20 protein-coding genes are annotated in these 17,640 nt (G+C 29.6%); 3 read left to right on the top strand and 17 right to left on the bottom strand.

Annotation, left to right across the window (positions count from 1 at the left end; genetic code table 11):
* The first annotated feature begins 309 nt into the window (after positions 1-309).
* The 3 genes from E6248_RS05045 (at position 310) to E6248_RS05035 (ending at position 1,883) form a co-directional block, all read left to right on the top strand.
* Positions 310-1,155: a DegV family protein gene (locus E6248_RS05045; RefSeq protein WP_316339722.1), complete on the top strand. Its 846-nt coding sequence runs from the start codon at positions 310-312 to the stop codon at positions 1,153-1,155.
* Position 1,156: 1 nt separating this feature from the next.
* Positions 1,157-1,621 (top strand): PadR family transcriptional regulator, encoded by a 465-nt coding sequence (locus tag E6248_RS05040; protein WP_316339721.1) that lies wholly within the window; start codon positions 1,157-1,159, stop codon positions 1,619-1,621.
* A 64-nt stretch (positions 1,622-1,685) separates the two neighbouring features.
* A complete protein-coding gene (locus tag E6248_RS05035) occupies positions 1,686-1,883 on the top strand; it encodes a hypothetical protein (RefSeq protein ID WP_316339720.1) in 198 nt (65 codons plus the stop codon).
* 31 nt (positions 1,884-1,914) lie between these two features.
* Here the strand turns inward: E6248_RS05035 and E6248_RS05030 are convergent, their stop codons facing one another.
* From E6248_RS05030 to E6248_RS04950, 17 genes are all read right to left on the bottom strand, one after another.
* On the bottom strand, positions 1,915-2,103 hold the full coding sequence (locus E6248_RS05030) for a ferredoxin (RefSeq protein ID WP_136008159.1): 189 nt from the start codon (positions 2,101-2,103) through the stop codon (positions 1,915-1,917).
* A 69-nt stretch (positions 2,104-2,172) separates the two neighbouring features.
* The gene (locus E6248_RS05025; RefSeq protein WP_316339719.1) at positions 2,173-3,012 is read right to left on the bottom strand and encodes an Mrp/NBP35 family ATP-binding protein; all 840 of its coding nucleotides are present in this window, start codon (positions 3,010-3,012) and stop codon (positions 2,173-2,175) included.
* A gap of 11 nt (positions 3,013-3,023) precedes the next feature.
* Positions 3,024-3,869 carry a hypothetical protein gene (locus tag E6248_RS05020; protein WP_316339718.1) on the bottom strand — a complete coding sequence of 282 codons (846 nt, stop codon included), beginning with the start codon at positions 3,867-3,869 and terminating at the stop codon, positions 3,024-3,026.
* 118 nt (positions 3,870-3,987) lie between these two features.
* On the bottom strand, positions 3,988-4,431 hold the full coding sequence (locus tag E6248_RS05015) for a hypothetical protein (RefSeq protein WP_316339717.1): 444 nt from the start codon (positions 4,429-4,431) through the stop codon (positions 3,988-3,990).
* A 102-nt stretch (positions 4,432-4,533) separates the two neighbouring features.
* Positions 4,534-5,847: a hypothetical protein gene (locus tag E6248_RS05010; RefSeq protein WP_316339716.1), complete on the bottom strand. Its 1,314-nt coding sequence runs from the start codon at positions 5,845-5,847 to the stop codon at positions 4,534-4,536.
* Positions 5,848-6,006: 159 nt separating this feature from the next.
* The gene (rsmA, locus tag E6248_RS05005; RefSeq protein ID WP_316339723.1) at positions 6,007-6,843 is read right to left on the bottom strand and encodes a 16S rRNA (adenine(1518)-N(6)/adenine(1519)-N(6))-dimethyltransferase RsmA; all 837 of its coding nucleotides are present in this window, start codon (positions 6,841-6,843) and stop codon (positions 6,007-6,009) included.
* Positions 6,840-7,394 (bottom strand): ribonuclease M5, encoded by a 555-nt coding sequence (gene rnmV / locus E6248_RS05000; protein WP_136008165.1) that lies wholly within the window; start codon positions 7,392-7,394, stop codon positions 6,840-6,842. Before rnmV ends, rsmA begins: the two co-directional genes overlap by 4 nt.
* Before the next feature lie 317 nt (positions 7,395-7,711).
* On the bottom strand, positions 7,712-8,764 hold the full coding sequence (locus E6248_RS04995) for a 3D domain-containing protein (RefSeq protein ID WP_316339715.1): 1,053 nt from the start codon (positions 8,762-8,764) through the stop codon (positions 7,712-7,714).
* A gap of 262 nt (positions 8,765-9,026) precedes the next feature.
* Positions 9,027-9,812 carry a TatD family hydrolase gene (locus E6248_RS04990; protein ID WP_316339714.1) on the bottom strand — a complete coding sequence of 262 codons (786 nt, stop codon included), beginning with the start codon at positions 9,810-9,812 and terminating at the stop codon, positions 9,027-9,029.
* 276 nt (positions 9,813-10,088) lie between these two features.
* Positions 10,089-10,733 (bottom strand): fructose-6-phosphate aldolase, encoded by a 645-nt coding sequence (gene fsa, locus E6248_RS04985; protein WP_316339713.1) that lies wholly within the window; start codon positions 10,731-10,733, stop codon positions 10,089-10,091.
* 161 nt (positions 10,734-10,894) lie between these two features.
* Positions 10,895-11,836, bottom strand: coding sequence for a nucleoside hydrolase (locus tag E6248_RS04980; protein ID WP_316339712.1), 942 nt, complete (start codon positions 11,834-11,836; stop codon positions 10,895-10,897).
* A 14-nt stretch (positions 11,837-11,850) separates the two neighbouring features.
* Positions 11,851-12,333 carry a hypothetical protein gene (locus E6248_RS04975; RefSeq protein WP_316339711.1) on the bottom strand — a complete coding sequence of 161 codons (483 nt, stop codon included), beginning with the start codon at positions 12,331-12,333 and terminating at the stop codon, positions 11,851-11,853.
* Positions 12,334-12,362: 29 nt separating this feature from the next.
* Positions 12,363-13,154, bottom strand: coding sequence for a DUF3100 domain-containing protein (locus tag E6248_RS04970; RefSeq protein WP_316339710.1), 792 nt, complete (start codon positions 13,152-13,154; stop codon positions 12,363-12,365).
* 48 nt (positions 13,155-13,202) lie between these two features.
* A complete protein-coding gene (locus E6248_RS04965; protein WP_316339709.1) occupies positions 13,203-13,640 on the bottom strand; it encodes a GNAT family N-acetyltransferase in 438 nt (145 codons plus the stop codon).
* 59 nt (positions 13,641-13,699) lie between these two features.
* A complete protein-coding gene (rbsK, locus tag E6248_RS04960; RefSeq protein WP_316339707.1) occupies positions 13,700-14,608 on the bottom strand; it encodes a ribokinase in 909 nt (302 codons plus the stop codon).
* A 269-nt stretch (positions 14,609-14,877) separates the two neighbouring features.
* Positions 14,878-15,882 (bottom strand): LacI family DNA-binding transcriptional regulator, encoded by a 1,005-nt coding sequence (locus tag E6248_RS04955; protein WP_316339706.1) that lies wholly within the window; start codon positions 15,880-15,882, stop codon positions 14,878-14,880.
* A gap of 70 nt (positions 15,883-15,952) precedes the next feature.
* Positions 15,953-17,554 carry a Na/Pi cotransporter family protein gene (locus tag E6248_RS04950; RefSeq protein ID WP_316339705.1) on the bottom strand — a complete coding sequence of 534 codons (1,602 nt, stop codon included), beginning with the start codon at positions 17,552-17,554 and terminating at the stop codon, positions 15,953-15,955.
* Between the last annotated feature and the right edge of the window lie 86 nt (positions 17,555-17,640).

Here is a 17,640-nt window from a genome sequence, read left to right as displayed (position 1 = left end):
ATTTATTACATTTTTCTGCAATAAAAATATTAAAACTTGCATTGTGAAATTAGAAAATAAGAGTTGTAAAACCCTCTTATTTTTACATATTTATTAATTTTTATTTATAAATATTAAATGTTGTAGATTTTATGTGTAATATATGAGAGATTCTATGTGTTATTTTGATTTTCTTCTATTATTTAAAAACATATTACTTGAGAATTAATCTTATCAATATTGATAAGATTAAAACTATATCAATATTGATATAGTTCGCAGTTATGATATAATTAAGTTATAAATTTTAAGTATTGTAGGAGGTTTCGTATGCAAAAAATCGCATTGATAGTTGATAGTGCTTGTGATTTATCTTTAGAGGTAATAAAAGAAAAAAATATTAAGTTACTTCCTTTGAGAATTTCTTATTCTCATGGAGAGTATAAAGATAAAATAGATATTTCTGCTGATGAGATATATGGTAATTTAGAAAAAGAAGTTCCAAAAACATCTCTTCCAAGTGCAGAAGATCTAGAAGAAATATTAATAAACTTAGAAAGTGAAGGCTATACTCACGTTATTGCTATTACTATTTCTAGTGGTCTTTCTGGAACATTTAATTCCATTAGACTTGCTTTAGAGGATCATCCTAATTTAAAACATCATGTATTTGATACAAAAATCTTAGCTATACCTGAAGGAATAGTTGCATTAGAAGTAGCTAATTTAATAGAAGAAGGTAAAAGCTTCGAAGAGATAGTGTCAGAGTTGCCAGCTATAAGAAAAAATATTATTGGATATTTCACTGTTAATACTCTAGAGTACTTAAAAAGAGGCGGAAGAATAGGAAGGGTTGCTGGAACTATAGGTGATATGTTAAATTTAAAGCCTATTGTAACTGTAGATGAGGAAGGTATTTATTATACAGTATGTAAAGCTCGAGGTAGAAAGCAGTCAATTTCAAAATTAATTAGCTTTTTAAAGGATGAGCTTAAAGAAAACAAATGTAAAGTTTGGGTTCTTCATGGTGGTGCCTTAGAAGAAGCAAAAAACATTTTAGAATCCCTTAAAGGATTAAATAATATCCTTAGCCTTGATATATCACAAATTAGCCCAGCTCTTGGCGTTCATGGTGGTCCTGGTTTACTTGGTTTAGCGATTCAAAAGGTTAATTAATATGGATAACTTCAATCTTCATTTGAGTAGTATAGAAGATATCAAAGAAGAAGAAAAAAGACTCCAAGAAGAATATAAACAAAAACTTGCAGAACTTAAAAAAATACAAAAAGAAAAAGAGTCTGTAGGTCAAGTTTTTACTAAAGGCTTATTACCAATTTATGTGCTTCATATACTTAGTATAAGTCCTTCTAATGGAAATGATATCTCCACAAAAATAGGAGAGAGAACTAGTGGGCTTTGGGTTCCGAGTACTGGTGGAATCTATCCACTATTAAAAAAATTAGAAAAAGATGAGTATATTATCGGTGAATGGGACGACCCAAAGAAAAAATTTCAAAAGATTTATTCTCTAACTGATAAAGGTTTAGTTGAGTATGAAGCTAGAAAACATCTTTTACGTCCTAAAATAGAAGAATCTCTAAGAGTTTTTAAAATAATTTATACTGATTTATATAAAAACTAATCTATATGAATTAAATTTATTAATTTTGAGCATAATAATATCAACTAATTTAGGTGGTGTTATTATGAAAGGAAAAGTAATAGATTATGACTTTTTTGAGGCTTATGTTGTTTTAGAAGATGATAGTATAGTTAAAGTACCTATAAATAGTATTCCAAACTATCAAAATTTAGGAGCAACTATTAATATTGATGCTAATAATATTAGTTTTAGTAGTAATAATCCTAAAATACTTCAAGATAAATTAATTGACTATTTTTAAATAAAATAAAAAGATGCTTTTCAGCATCTTTTTATTTTACAACAATTGCACTTACAGGACAGCTTGCTTCTGCATCCTTAGCTTCATCTTCATGCTCGCTAGGAACTTCAGGGTTTTTAGCAACAGCCTTTCCATCATCATCCATTTCAAATACTGCATCACATATTGATGGACATAATCCACAACCAATACAAGTATCTTTATCTACATGAGCTTCCATGGGCTTTCCTCCCCTTCTAATTAGTTACAAATATACTATTCCCTTAATGCAATCCTATTATGTGTAATTTTAATATAATCCTTCAAAAATTAATGAATATAATTCATTATCCATTACATATTCTTCAGCTCTACCTTCTTCTAAAGCTTCAGTTAAATCAACATTTATAGGTAATTCTCCAAGTAATGGCACTCCTAAGTATTCAGCATGTTCTTCTGCTGACTTTTTACTGAAAACTTTTATTTTTGTATCACATCCTGGACAAGTAATATATGACATATTTTCGATTACACCTCTAATTTGTAAAGGCATCTTATTTGCCATAGAAATTACTTTTTTAACTATCATAGATACCATATCTTGTGGTGTTGATACAATAATAAGCTCAGTAATAGGGAAGCTTTGCATTACTGTTAAAGTAATATCTGAAGTTCCAGGTGGCATATCAATTAATAAGTAATCTAATTCACCCCATAAAGTATCTGTAAATAATTGAGTTAAAACACTACTTACAATAGGTCCTCTCCAAACTACTGGATCATCTTCCTTAGGTATTAAAAGATTCATTGATAAAACCTTAACTCCAGCCTTTGATTCAACTGGACTATATTTAAAGTTGTTTTCATCAATTGGCTCTATTCCAGCCCTCTTATTATTTATACCAAAAAATCTTGGCATAGATGGACCTGTTATGTCTGCATCTAAAACCCCAACTTTATATCCTTTTTTCCTTAGAGTACTTGCTAATATTCCAGTAACTGTAGATTTTCCTACTCCACCTTTACCACTTATTACTCCGATAACATTTTTAATTGTTCCATATTTCGGCCTTAATTTAGCTGGCTTTTGTTCAAAATTTAAAATTTTTTTTGTCTTTTCTTCATTATTGTTAGTTGAAAAACTTGACATAGTAACACCTCCTACCAATTTTTTTCTACATCTTTAGGAACATTCTTTGAATCATAAATGTTAATGTTCCATTCTTTGTATTCATTTTCTCCAACTATATAATAATAGTATTCTTTGTTATTTTTTTTATCTTCAACAGTAATGTTACTCTTATATACAGTTGAACTATGCCCTCTATTTTTAATCCTTACTATAACATCAAAGGTTTCTTCATTGTTATTTACCATCTCTATATTAGGTGCTGTTTTTCTAGCCTTGGTTAGGAAAGACTCTATATCTGTTGAAAATACATATTTACGGCATTCAATATCACTGTTAATATCTACTCCAACTTTAATATTTGAATAATCTAAAGTTTCATCCAAATTTTTTATAACATCTACAATTGGATTGTAATATATGTATTCAAAATCTCTAGGTTTTCTTATTATAGATAAATTTTGTAAAATCCCCTCATCCAGTCTTTTTGAAACGGTAAAACTCTGAGTATCATCATAAAAATTACCTTCATAAGCTCCTACAACATAATAAAAAGTCTTTACCTCTTCCCCCATTTTTATCTCAAAAATATAATCTGGCTGTAACTCTGATTTCTTCTCACTAGTCTTAGCCTTTGATAATAAATCATACATATTAGTTATTGATTTATCGTCAGTTACTAGAAACTTAAAGGATTTATCTCTCATACTTTGAATACTTATTTGATCTATTTTATCACTCTCTAAATAATCAAAATATGAATTATCATTGTTAAATTTTGCTTTTATACTGTCAACTACACCACAAGAAGTTAAGCTAAGTGACAATGTAATTAATAATGTTAATATTAATCCTTTTGCAGTCTTTTTCAATAACATCCTTCCCCTCTAAAAAAGGTTATCCCTACAATTTAAACTAATTAGGAGAAGTAATTACTTCTCCTAATTAAATAAATTATAATACTTTAAAGCTATAATAGCAAATCTTATTAGTCTATCATTTAAAACTAACTGAAATCATATCGAAAACAACTTTTATGCTATTTTTTACTTTGTTCTTTTTATAAGAGTATTTTATTATAAGAACCCTTCCCTCTGAGTAATTCCTAAGATAATACTTATCTATATTTCCATCTTCCTCTAAGGTTATTACTTTCCAGATATAAATATTATTTTCAGTTTTAGTACTCTTTTTATTTTGGTCTATACTTTCAGCAAACTTCTCTAATTCTCCATCTACAATAGATATATCTCCATAAATGACAGATTTATTATTAAAATTAATAATTAAATCCTCATCCTTAGAATCTTCCCTTACCTCCCATCCTTTAGGTAAAGAAATAGAATATCTCCCATCCCTTAGACTATACTTAGTAAAGCCTTCAATATTATTATTTGAAATTGCAACCTCATTAATATTGTTTATAAAGAATCCCCTCATAAATGTTATTATCAACATAAGGGTTAGAAGTAGGGTGATGGTGTATAATTTTTTACTTTTTAATATACTCATCAGGATTTATAAGTACATCCTATTATCTACCTATTCCATAGGTACAACAACAGTTGAATTTTTAAAGTCATAGAACATTAACCAACATCCACTACCATCCCTTGACTCATCACTAACCCAAGTTACAAATCCTGTCTTTCCTTCATAAGGTTGATCATCTATATTCCTCTTACCTGGAATACCATAAACAATATATCTAAGATTTCCTTCTTTATCACATTTATATCCTAACATGAAATATCTGTGTTGCCTTATATATGGATAATAATTTAGCATTGGATAGTAGGCTACTGCATATCTGTTGTAATTTGACATATTACACATTTCATGCAAATCACTTACAGGAACTTTGTACCACTTACAATATTTAATTTCATCATATTTACCTCTGCAGCATTCAAATCCATTAGCTAGTCCTTCAAAGTACTCTCCTACACTACCTCTAACTTCGAATTCTTCTTTATCTTCAATAGTTTCTTCATATTCATCAAATTTATTTCTTATATATCCTCTGCTTAAATTTTCTTCATTGTTATCAAATGGATTTTTATCAATATTGTTATTTTCAAAAGGATTTTTTCTTATTTCATTCTTTTGAATATCCTCATCTTGTAGAACTTCTTCTCTTATAGGATCTTCTTGAATTAATTTTTCCTCAATATTATCTTCCTGAGATGCATCACTTCTATTTTCATCCTCTTCCTGAATCAATTCAATCTCTTCCCTTATTTCCTCATCGTAATCTTCAATAGGTTCTAAATCTTCTTCTTTAAATATTCCAGTAACCTCTTGAATTATTACATCCCTAGCTTCATCTTCCCGATGTTTATCACATTTCTTTTTGTCATCTTTCTTCTTATCATCTTTCTTTTTATCATCATGTTTATGTTTTCCTTTATCATGGGCTGCTTTCACAACCTTGTAATTCTTCCAGCTATCACTTGGCTGCTCTCCATTAATAAAGCCACACATAATAACTATTGGAATTTCATTTTTCATCTTAGCAATAGCAGCTCCACTTATCTTATCGTAACTAATGCCAAGACCTCCAATATTATCAATGGAATATTCCTTTGTTACTTCTGCCTTTCCACCTTCTGATACTAAAAGTTTTCCTAAATTCACTATCTTTTTAGCATCTTTTTTATTGCAAATAGCTAAAATGTAATAATCCTCATCCTCATCATGTCTTAAATTTTGAGCATAAAAGGAAATCTTACAAGTTTCACCCTTAGCCTCTATTTTAGAATATCCAGATAATGTTTTATCATTGGAACTAGAATATCCTCTTTCATCTTCTTGTAAAATAATAAAATTTCTATAAAGCTTATTTAACTGTGACAAACCTATAGATCCTCCATCTTACATTAATTCATTACATTATATGCTACCCATGTGCAAATATGTTAAAAATTAAGCTCGTGAGATTATCGTATATTACACCATATTTCTCACGAGCTCATATATTATAAATATTTATTTATCTTATTTGAAAGTAAACTATTATAAGTATTTATTTATCTTATCTGAAAGTAATGCGAATTCTTCTATAGTTAAAGTTTCTCCTCTTCTCTTTGGATCTATATTTGCTTCTTCAAAAGCTAACTCTAACTTCTCCTTTTGAAGACCTATACTCTTTACTCCATTCCATAAAGTTTTTCTTCTCATATTGAAAGAACTTCTTATTATATCAAAAAACATCTTCTCATTATCTACTGATACTCTTGGTTTCTCAAGCTTATCTAACTTAACAACTATTGAATCCACCTTAGGCCTTGGCATAAAACATTGAGGTGGTGCCTTTCTTATTATCTTTGTATCACAGTAATATTGAACTAGTAAGGATAGAGCTCCATAATCTTTGCTAGAAGGTTCTGCATCCATTCTTTCTGCAACTTCTTTTTGTATCATTATAGTTAAAGATTTAAAATTATATTTTTCCTTTAAAAGCTTAACTATAATTGGAGTTGTAACATAATAAGGTAAGTTTGCTACCAGTTTTACACTTTTCTCGTCCCCTATTATTTCATTGAAGTTAACTTTTAAAGCGTCATTATGTATTAATGAAAACTTAGGATTATCCCCTATTTCTTCTTGTAATATAGGTATTAAGTCACTATCTAATTCTATTGCGACAACTCTTTTTGCCTTATTTAATAATTGAGCCGTAAGTGTTCCTACTCCTGGTCCAATTTCTATTACTAAATCATTCTCATCTACTTCTGCCCCAGCAACTATATCTCTTGGTACAGAGTCATCTACTAAGAAATTTTGTCCAAGTCCCTTAGAAAATTTAAAATTATATTTTTTTACTAATTCGGCTGTTTTAATTTCCACTATTTTTCAACTCCTAGTTTTCTTTCTATTTTTTCTATAGCTGTTATAAATTCTTCTTTACTAATTGAATACTTATTTAATCTTGTAAGCATTTGATTGGCATTTCCATATCCTATACCTAATTCTTTTCCTAACATTAATCTTCTGCTCTTAGAATTAATATCACCAGTTAACTTAAAATAAAACATATCTTCTGACTTATAGATCTCCTCTATAACCTCTTCTGAAACCTTTGCTCTATTTAAGGCTTCTATAATAACTTCTGGAGTAGCATTTTCCACACCTATATCGTCACCTTTAATTCCATCTTCTTGAGCTATATATGCATGCTTTATTCCTTTAACTCTTTTAGAAATTATACTTCTAATTTTTTCACCTGCAAAGTCAGGATCAGTTAATACTATTACTCCTTTTCTTCTTTGCGCGTCCCTTATTCTATCTATTACTTTTGCATTTATTCCAAATCCACCTACTGCAATTACTTCTGCATCTACAGCTTGTTTTACAGCAGTTATATCATCTCTACCTTCAACTACAATAACTTCCTTTATCAAAATGTAACTTCCTTTCTGAAATATTTCTAGTATTAATTTATCCTTATATAGTTATTATGTCAAATTATATATGTTGTAATAATTACTCAAAATATAATTTAATTATGTAATTTAATTTCAAAGCTATTTTTCACTACAAATAGCATAAATCCTAAGAATATACATTATTTCTTCAAACTTATATAGTTAAAATATCAATGATCTAGGCAAATTAATATTTAAAAAAGTGCCATAGACTTGATTCCCTTAAATGAAATAAATCCAAAACATAATATTTATTCAAAAACAAAAGGATGCTTTAACAGCATCCTCTTATTTTACCATTCTCCTGGATAAGCTAAAATATATACAGGAACGTTATATTTTCTTCCCCAGCTATTATATGCTTCTTCTTGAGAATTAACATATACATCAATGATATTACCTTTTATTGCGCCACCAGTATCTGCTGCTACAGCTTTTCCATATCCTTCAACATATAATAATGATCCTAATGGAATAACTCTTGGATCAACTGCTACAGTACTTATACCATTTGGATCTCTTACAGGTACAGTTCCTGTTGCTGTAACCCCCCCACCACTATAGGCAGTTGATTCACAGTATAATACGCTCTTGTAGTTTAGTAATTGTCCACTTCTACTAGCAAACATTCTTCTAGTACCTTGTGCGACAACTTTATTTACTGGTTCCGCCAATATTTTAGAGCTTTTCACAGCTTTAGAAAATTCTTTACCATTTTTATAAATTACTTCATAAACGACTTCCTTTTCTCCTGTAGCTCCATCTTGTCTTACTTCTTCAAGTCCATGATCCAGACCTGAATCTTCTTCTAAAACTACATCAAATTCAATAGCTTCCTTAGCTACCTCACTTTTAACTTCAACATCTACTAATGTTACTTGTAAATCTGAAGTAATTTCAGTATCTAATGCTGGAGTGACTTCATCTACTCCTTCATTGAATTCAATTCCTTGTTCTTCTAGTTCATCTTTCTCTACCTTCAGCATGTCTCCAATAGTCTCTTCAGCAGTATCGATTTTCGTAATCTTATCACCTAAAGTTAACTCTACTGAAACAGCTCTTTTAATAGAAATTGTATCACCTTCAGATACATTACTATTTAAAGCTGGTTGAATTTTATCCTTTGGGTTTACTGAAATCCCTTTGGTATCCAACACATCTTTAACAGTCCTTTTATATGTGACGAATGTCTCTTCCTTACCGTCTATCTCCATAGTTACTGTCTTTTTCATGTTTATGAACGTCACTGATAAAACAATAGTAGCAACTACTACTACCATCAGTATTTTTGCCTTTGGACCGTTAGAAAAGTTACTTTTCAGGTATTCTTTTAATTTTCCTACCATCTTCTACTTCCTCCCTTGGCAAGAGCGTCTTTTGCATTATAATTTAATCGGGCGCTTTTGTCAAACTTGACCTCCTGCAACATTAAAACTGTTGTTATAAAATGCAATTATATGCATACTCAAAATATAAATATAAATAATAGCGATATTACAGTTTATTAATCTTACAGTTCTCTATAAAAGTAGATTCATCTCTTAAGTTCTAACCTTATCACAAATGACTTATTGTAAAAATATTCTAGTATCATTGTTTAATTTTACTTTATATAGGCTTTTCCATCAACCTCTTAAAATTATCATTTACTACCATATTTACTTCTTTTGGGTCTAATTCTTTTATATTAGCAATTTGTTCTATTATATATTTAATATAATCCGATTTATTCCTTTTTCCTCTGTTTGGCGTTGGTGCCATATAAGGAGCATCTGTTTCGACAAGAATCTTGTCTAATGGAATATCCTTAACTACTTCTACTATCTTCTTAGCATTTTTAAAGGTTACTACTCCACCTATTCCTATATAATATCCAAGCTTTATGCACTCCTTAGCAAACTCAGAACTACCTGAGAAGCAGTGTACTATCCCCCTAACTTTAGGAAACTCCTTAATTATGTCTAAAGTATCAGCATGAGCATCTCTATCATGGATTACAACTGGAAGCTTTAGTTCTTCTGCAATTTTCATTTGTTTTCTGAAGATTTCTCTCTGTACTTCTCTAGGCGGATTCTCTTCCCAATAGTAATCTAACCCTATTTCTCCTACTGCAATGATTTTGTTATTCTTACTAATTAATTCAACTATTTCTTTCTCCACATCTTCATTGAACTCATCAGCATTTTCAGGATGTATTCCTAAGGCACCATAAATAAAATCATTCTCTATAGTTAAATTATATGTTTTTTCTATGCTTTCATAACTTGATGCACAGTTCAATATTCCAACTACACCATTTAATTTAAGGTCCTTTAAAAGTTCTTCTCTATCTTCATCAAATGCATCATCATCGTAATGGGCATGTGTATCAAATATTATATACTTATTTTCCAAATTTTATACCTCCAAACTCAACTTTTTTATTTATATTAACCATTATAGTACAAAAATATAAATTATAAACACATTTTTAAGCTGGAAGTATTAAAATGAACAGAATTTTAATGATTAAGAATTAAAAGTTAAAAATGAAGAATTAAGGATGTTTTGCACAGCAAAGCTTAAAAATTAATTAGTGCAAAGCACCTTTTATTTAAAACTCCACAGGAGTTTTTCCCTTAATTCTTCATTCTTCATTCTTAATTTTTCATTATTTTGCTTCGCAAAATATTACTTATTTGCAGCTTCCCAGTCTTTTATAAACTTTTCTATTCCTATATCTGTTAATGGGTGTTTAATAAGATTATCTACTACATTAGGTGGTATAGTTGCAATATCTGCTCCTAATTTTGCCGATTCTATAATGTGAATAGGATTTCTTATAGATGCAGCTATTATTTCTGTCTTTATATCATGAGCTTTAAATATATCTTTTATTTCCTTTATAAGGTTTAGTCCATTAAACCCAATATCATCTAATCTTCCTAAGAAAGGAGAAACATAAGTTGCTCCTGCTCTTGAAGCTAATAATGCTTGTGTAGATGAAAATATAAGTGTCACATTAGTCTTTATATTATTTTTTGAAAGATATGATACCGCTTTTAACCCATCTCTAGTCATAGGTATCTTAACTACAATATTACTGTGAATACTAGCTAATTCCATTCCTTCTTTTATCATTCCTTCATAATCTAAGCTAATTACTTCTCCACTTATTGGTCCATCTACAATATCTGAAATTTCTTTTATTGTTTCCTTTAAGTCTCTTTTTTCTTTAGCTATTAAGGATGGATTAGTCGTAACCCCACTTATTATTCCTAGGTCATATATCTCTTTAATGTCATTTATATTGGCTGTATCAAGAAAAAATTTCATTATATACCCTCCTATTTTTTGTATTTAAAATAAGATATATCATTACTTACACCTTATATAAATGAAAGCTTTATTTATATAATAATTCTATAAACTATCCTTTATGCATACTTTAATCTTTTAATTACACGGATATAATAAAAATGCACCTTCTAACCTAATTACTTAAAAACATTATATAGAGCATTTAGAAAATCTTCTTTAAATTCCTCTGCTTTTACATCTAAAGCAACCTCAACATTTTTATCAGAGTTAGATTTTATATTTTTATTATTTGATATCACTCTTCCATTTTGATCTCCATCCACTATTACACCTAAAGAAAATGGAGTTGTACTAACAATATTAGGATTAATTGCAACTCCTACTGCAAGTGGATCATGTAAAGCACATCCTCCCATATCAGGTGATATCATTTCATGAGCCTTAAAATAATAATCTATTATTTTATGATAGCACTTTGATTTATCACTTATACTTTCCCATGACTTTACATCATCTCTAGTTAGTAATGTCTTTAAAGTTACATCTAATCCAATTAAAGTAATTGGATTTTCACTACTTAAAACTACACCTACTGACTTAGCATCTTGGGAAAAGTTAGCTTCTGCAAATGGACTAACGTTTCCTGGTACAGTTAGTGCCCCTCCCATTATCACTATTTTATTAACCTTTCTCATAGTTTCTGGAGATTTTTTTATAGCTTCAGCTATATTAGTTAAAGGTCCTGTTGCCACTATTGTTAAATCTTTTCCGTATTTTTCTACAGAATCTAAAATGAAATCAACTGCTCCTTCTTTATATTCGTGAATACTACTATCTAAAGTAATATCAGCTATTCCATTCCCTCCATGAAAAATCTTTCCACCTCTTTTTTGCTCATATCTAGAAGATGTAACTGAATGTTCTGCTCCTTTATACACTGGAATATTTTCTGAATCTAATAATTTTAATATGTTTAAACTATTTCTTGAGGCATCATGAACATTTATATTTCCAAAAACAGTAGTTATACCTATTAAATCAACTTCTTTTTTCCCTATTGTATATGCAATGGCTAAAGCATCATCTATTCCTGTATCTAAATCTAAAATCATCTTCATTTATAATTCCCTCCTTATCCACTAATCATAATTCCAAGTTGAGCAAGTAATACACGTCCTAAATAACTTCCTAAAAATACAAATATCGCTACAATTAACATTTTCCATGAAGACTTTGTTAAATCACCTAAGCTATCTGCTACAGATACCCCTGCAAATGCTAATACCGGTGTAGTTATAGATAGAAAATCTACTGCACCAATTGCTTTTACAAAGAAATTCGACATCAAACAAAATACTAATGATACTATGGAAACCCACCCTAAAGCTGGAAAACTTTTTAAAATATTAATCTTTGACTTCTTTGCTAAATCAGTTATAAATAAACCTACAGTTGCAAAAAATACTAATACAATCAATCCTACGAATGTTTGTCCAGTAATTGGAGTAGACTCTGGATTTTTTATTAATTTTACAGCTTGAGTAAATAAAATCAAACCTGCACCTAAAAACAATATCTTTACACTATTAAATAATTCTTTTACAGTATCTTTCATCTTTGTATCCCCCTTTTCTTTATAAAAACTTAAATAGCTTTTTCTTTCTTGAAAATTTTATACATAAAGTTCATTAATGGAATAGATAAGAATACCATTATGTATGTTCCCATAAAACTAGTTACTAATTGGCTAGCAGCAGCATAAGACGTAATTGTTGATTCAGCACCTGGATATAATGGAATAAGTGATGTAGATGCAGCTGTCATCATACTAGCTGACCCTAATCCAGTACCAATAGCTAAAGCTCTATAGTCAAATCCTAATCCACTTAAAATAGGTGGTATTATACTAAAAATTACAGCACCAAATAATGTTCCAACTAGATATATAGATAATACTCCACGACCTTCATCTGAATTAACTGTAAATTTTTCTGATATGTAAGCTAATTCTCCTTCACGACCAATACCTAATGTTGCACCAATAGATTCTCTTTTTAATCCTAGTAATAACGCTACTGGTAATCCTAATAATACAGTTCCAACGTTTCCTACTGATTGTAAAAGGAAAACCCAACCGACTTCTAAAATTTCATTTATTTTTGGAGCTACATCAGCACCATATCTAGCCATTAAAGGTAGCATTATAAAAATTAAATATTTTCCCGCAAAATTAACATTCTCTTTAGAATAGATATTCTTTATTATTCCTTTTCTGAAAACAGACATTCCTATAATCATTGCAATTATTACAGCAAATACTAATGGTAATACATTAATTCTAATACTTCCAATAGAAATTCCTTGTACTCCTATCATTTCAGAAATAAAAATTATTAGTAAAATAAATCCAATGAAAAGAATTCTATCTTTTTTCATAACTTGTTCCCCCTATTTTTTATCATAATTTTTTATTTTGTTAATATACTAAAGTTTTTTCCACATTTCTATATGTGGGTTTTCAAAATAATTAATAATTTCATTGCCATCACAGCAACTATAACCTAACTTTTTATAATAAGCTTCAGCCCTTTGCTGAGCCCATAATATAACGGTATCCCCTCCATTCTTTTTTATCTGTTCCTCTGCATAACTTATTAAAATCTGTCCAAAACCATGTTTTCTATAATTGCTGTCAATGCATACTCTTTGAATTTTATATTTATCATTAGATATTCTACATATCCTTAAATGACCTATTATATTTCCTTGATGTATTCCTATTAATTGAATGCATCCTTTTTCATATTTATCCTCAATAATTTCTGTATTCATCCCTTGCTCTTCTACAAATACTTTTTTCCTAAGCTCCCGTATAGCTTGAGTTTCAGGACTTTCTTCCCATATCACTTTAGCTACTTTCATCTTACTCCTCCATAAATTAAATGCTTTAAATCTTATTTACTTTATTCTTAGCCCTCAATTTATAAATATTTATTAACTTCATCTAAAGTTGGCATTCCAGTTTGAGCTCCAAGCTTAGTTACTGATAAAGAAGCTGCAGTACCTGCAAATCCTACTATATTTTCCATGGAATAATTATTAATTATTCCATGTGCCAATGCTCCATTAAAAGTATCTCCTGCTCCTGTTGTATCTGTAACTTTTACACTCATAGCCTTAACAGTTTTCACTAAATTATCTTCTATATACGAAGAACCTTCTTTCCCTCTAGTAACTATAAGTCTTGTACTTATATGCTTGTTTTGCCAATTTATCATTTCTTTTTCTAGTGTTTCACTATCTTCTATATTATTTCTACATATCAATTCAAATTCAGTCTCGTTAGGTGTAATAAAATCGACATTTTTTAGCATTTCATCACTTATCTCTCTAGCCGGCGCTGGATTTAAAATAGTCTTAACACCATTTTCTTTAGCAACCTTAAGTGCATATTCTACAGTTTCTATAGGTATTTCTAATTGAGTTATTAATATATCTGCTGATTTTATTAATTCTATATTTTCATCAATTAGTTCCCTACTACAGAAATCATTAGCTCCAGGAATTACAACTATTGAATTATCTACTTCAGTTTTAAATATTGTAGCTATTCCCGTAAACATAGAATCATCACTTTTTACTGAACTAACATTTATTCCTTCTTCATTTAGGTGTTTAAGAATTTTATCTCCAAAGGTATCTTTTCCTACACAACCTATCATAGCTACCTCATTACCTAATCTACTAGCAGCTACTGCTTGGTTTGCACCCTTACCACCTATAAGATAATTCATCCTTTCCCCCTTTAAGGTTTCACCTATCTTGGGTATCCTATTAACTTCCATAACTAAATCCATATTTAAACTTCCAACAACTACAATCTTTTTCATAACTACCTCCACCAAAACCGTTTTCACAAGTAAAAGCAATCCATATTCTCTATATTATCTGCTATATTTCTAATATATTTTTGTCCAATATGTAACCGGTTATATATTTAATTTAACACCTGATTTTTATAAAGTCAATATATTCGGTAAATGTTTTCAAATTAATTTTAAAAAAATTTCTGAATTTTATTTTTTTATTATATGAATAAATGATAATTAAAGTTGCAAAACAAAAGGCATCGAAATAATCGACGCCTTTTGTTAACATTTTATTTTCCTATAGTAGATTTTCTCTCTACTACTTTCAAATCTAATTTTATTTTCTCCATAGAAATATCTTCTTCATTTACAATTTTCTTTACAAGCAATTCTACAGCTAGCTTACCGAACTTATACATAGGCTGCGCTACTGATGATATATCTAAGTAATCAATATTTGATTCTAATCCATCATAGCCTATAAGTTTTATATCATCATAAAGTTTATATCCTAAATTATTTAAAGCCTTATAACAACCTATGGCTAATATATCATTCCCTGCAAAAATACCATCTATATTTCTGCCCTCTTCTAATAGCTTTTTAGTTGCATTATATCCACCTTTTAAAGAGAACTCATCAATTCTTAATAATTCTGGTTTATATAAATTATTAGCTTTAAGCTCTTCTTCAAATCCAATAAATCTTTCATTTAAGGACTCTATATATATAGGCCCTGTAACATGGGCTATATTTTTACATCCACATTCAATTAAATGTCTAGCCGCAAGCCTCCCCCCTTCTCTATCATCTGATCTAATAGAAGGTATATTATATCCCGTGTACTCTCTATCTATAGCAACTACAGGCATACCTCTCTCCATTAAAGCTATAAGATCTGAAGATGTGGCAGTATATGATGCAATTATTATTCCATCGACTTGCTTATTTATAAGCATTTCATAATATTGCCTTTCCTTCTCTCTATTATTTTCAGCATTACATAGAATTAAATTAAAGCCAAGTTTATTAGCTGCATCCTCTGCTGCCCTGGCTACTTCTGGAAAGAATGGATTTAGTATATCTGGAATAATTAATCCTATAGTATTAGATTTTTTACCAGCAAGTCTCCTAGCAACATCATTAGGAGTATAATTTAACATCTTCATTGCATTAATAATATTTTCTTCTGTTTCCTTGCTTACATATCCTTTTTTATTTATCACTCTAGATACTGTAGCAACTGATACTCCTGCAAGTTTGCTTACATCTCTTATAGTAGCTATGCTAATCACCTCTTGACCTTTAATTATTCAATAATTATAGCATAAATATAATAGTCTATAATAGATTTATCAAATACTATTACTTCCTTCCTAAGTGAGCTATATTATTAGCATGGTCACCTATTCTCTCTAAATTACTTATAATATCTAAGAAAATAACGCTTGAATCTGCTGAACAAGCTTTTTCATTTAATCTTCTTATATTACTTTCTCTAAGTTTCTTTTCTAGTGAATCAATTTCTTCTTCAACTATTTCAATTTCCTTATTATCTAATTGTCCCTTATTTTTATAATGATCTATAGCTATTTCTATAGACTTTACTGTCTTATCAAAAATTAAAGATAGCTCCTGCTTAGCTTCATCGCCAAGATGTATATTCTTATTCATCTTTTCCATAGCTAAATCAGCTATATTTTCTGCATGATCTCCAATTCTTTCTATATCATTTATTACATGATAAGTGGAACTAAATAACTTTATATCATCTTCCGGAAGATCTAACTGAGATAACTCTACTAAATAATCTGTTATATCTCTTTCTAGAACATTAATTATTTTTTCATTTTTATAGACCTTATCGATTGACTCTTGACTATTTTCAGTAAATGCTTTCATTGATAGAATAACATTCTCCTTTGCCTTTTCAGCCATTCTCAGTGTTTCCTTTAATACTTGTCCATTTGCTATTACCGGTGTATCTAATAATTGCTTATCTAGATATATAGCACCTTCTTTTTCTATTTCCCCATCTCCAGGAAGTATCCTATTTACGATTTTAACTAAAAATAAAGATAAAGGAAGTAAAACAACTGTTACAGTTACATTAAAAATAGTATGTGCATTAGCAACTTGTCTAGCTACATTTACGTCTGTTTTTTCAACTAAGTCTATAAATGGTCCTATAAATGGGAAGAAAAGTATTGCTCCTATAGTATTAAAAAGTAAATGTATTAATGCAGCTTTTTTAGCTGTCCTATTTGCTCCTAATGAAGCTAATATTGCTGTAACGCATGTCCCAATATTACATCCTAATATTACTGGAAATGCTAGTCTCATATCTATTGCTCCAGTAGTTGCTAAGGCTACTAATATACCTGTAGTAGCTGATGAGCTTTGCACTACAGCTGTCATGCCAAGACCTGCAAGTAAGCCTAATAAACTATTATTAGCTACTACTAATACAAACTGTTGAAACCAACTAGCTTCTGCAACTGGCTTCATTGCTGTAGACATAGTTCCCATTCCTAAAAATAGTATTCCAAAGCCTAATGCTATACTTGCTATATCTCTAACTTTCTTTTTCTTTGCAACAAGTAAAACTATAGCTCCTACTCCGATAAATATTGGAGCAATTGCATCTAAATTAAAAGATACCATTTGTGCTGTTATAGTAGTTCCTATATTAGCACCCATAATTACACCGGCAGCTTGTATTAACGACATTAACCCTGCATTAACAAAACTTACAACCATTACAGTTGTGGCACTTGAGCTTTGAATTATAGCAGTAACTGCCGCACCTACTAATACAGCTATGTATTTGTTACTAGTTAACTTTTCTAATATTGATTTTAATCCTTCTCCAGCAGCGTTCTCTAAACCATCGCCCATTAGTTTCATTCCATACAAAAATAAGCCTAATCCACCAATCAGGCCAGTTAAAACAGAAAAACCATCCATAGAAAAAATCTCCTCATTATATTTATTATTGTTATTTTTGGATAATATTGTACTACCAAAATAAATATACAACTATTATACATAGT

This window comes from Clostridium sp., from assembly GCF_032552055.1.
In the GTDB taxonomy this organism is placed as follows: domain Bacteria; phylum Bacillota; class Clostridia; order Clostridiales; family Clostridiaceae; genus Clostridium.
The sequence above is the reverse complement of the archived record's forward strand: the minus strand, read 5'-3'. Positions and strand labels throughout refer to the sequence as shown.

Coding starts and splice junctions, on each gene's coding strand:
- E6248_RS04965 (WP_316339709.1), bottom strand. CDS start 13,640: ATGAAAGTAGCTAAAGTGATATGGGAAGAAAGTCCTGAAACTCAAGCT.
- E6248_RS05035 (WP_316339720.1), top strand. CDS start 1,686: ATGAAAGGAAAAGTAATAGATTATGACTTTTTTGAGGCTTATGTTGTT.
- E6248_RS04970 (WP_316339710.1), bottom strand. CDS start 13,154: ATGAAAAAAGATAGAATTCTTTTCATTGGATTTATTTTACTAATAATT.
- fsa (WP_316339713.1), bottom strand. CDS start 10,733: ATGAAATTTTTTCTTGATACAGCCAATATAAATGACATTAAAGAGATA.
- E6248_RS04980 (WP_316339712.1), bottom strand. CDS start 11,836: ATGAAGATGATTTTAGATTTAGATACAGGAATAGATGATGCTTTAGCC.
- E6248_RS05015 (WP_316339717.1), bottom strand. CDS start 4,431: ATGAGGGGATTCTTTATAAACAATATTAATGAGGTTGCAATTTCAAAT.
- rbsK (WP_316339707.1), bottom strand. CDS start 14,608: ATGAAAAAGATTGTAGTTGTTGGAAGTTTAAATATGGATTTAGTTATG.
- E6248_RS05025 (WP_316339719.1), bottom strand. CDS start 3,012: ATGTCAAGTTTTTCAACTAACAATAATGAAGAAAAGACAAAAAAAATT.
- E6248_RS04975 (WP_316339711.1), bottom strand. CDS start 12,333: ATGAAAGATACTGTAAAAGAATTATTTAATAGTGTAAAGATATTGTTT.
- E6248_RS05040 (WP_316339721.1), top strand. CDS start 1,157: ATGGATAACTTCAATCTTCATTTGAGTAGTATAGAAGATATCAAAGAA.
- E6248_RS04995 (WP_316339715.1), bottom strand. CDS start 8,764: ATGGTAGGAAAATTAAAAGAATACCTGAAAAGTAACTTTTCTAACGGT.
- E6248_RS05045 (WP_316339722.1), top strand. CDS start 310: ATGCAAAAAATCGCATTGATAGTTGATAGTGCTTGTGATTTATCTTTA.
- E6248_RS05030 (WP_136008159.1), bottom strand. CDS start 2,103: ATGGAAGCTCATGTAGATAAAGATACTTGTATTGGTTGTGGATTATGT.
- E6248_RS05020 (WP_316339718.1), bottom strand. CDS start 3,869: ATGTTATTGAAAAAGACTGCAAAAGGATTAATATTAACATTATTAATT.
- E6248_RS04950 (WP_316339705.1), bottom strand. CDS start 17,554: ATGGATGGTTTTTCTGTTTTAACTGGCCTGATTGGTGGATTAGGCTTA.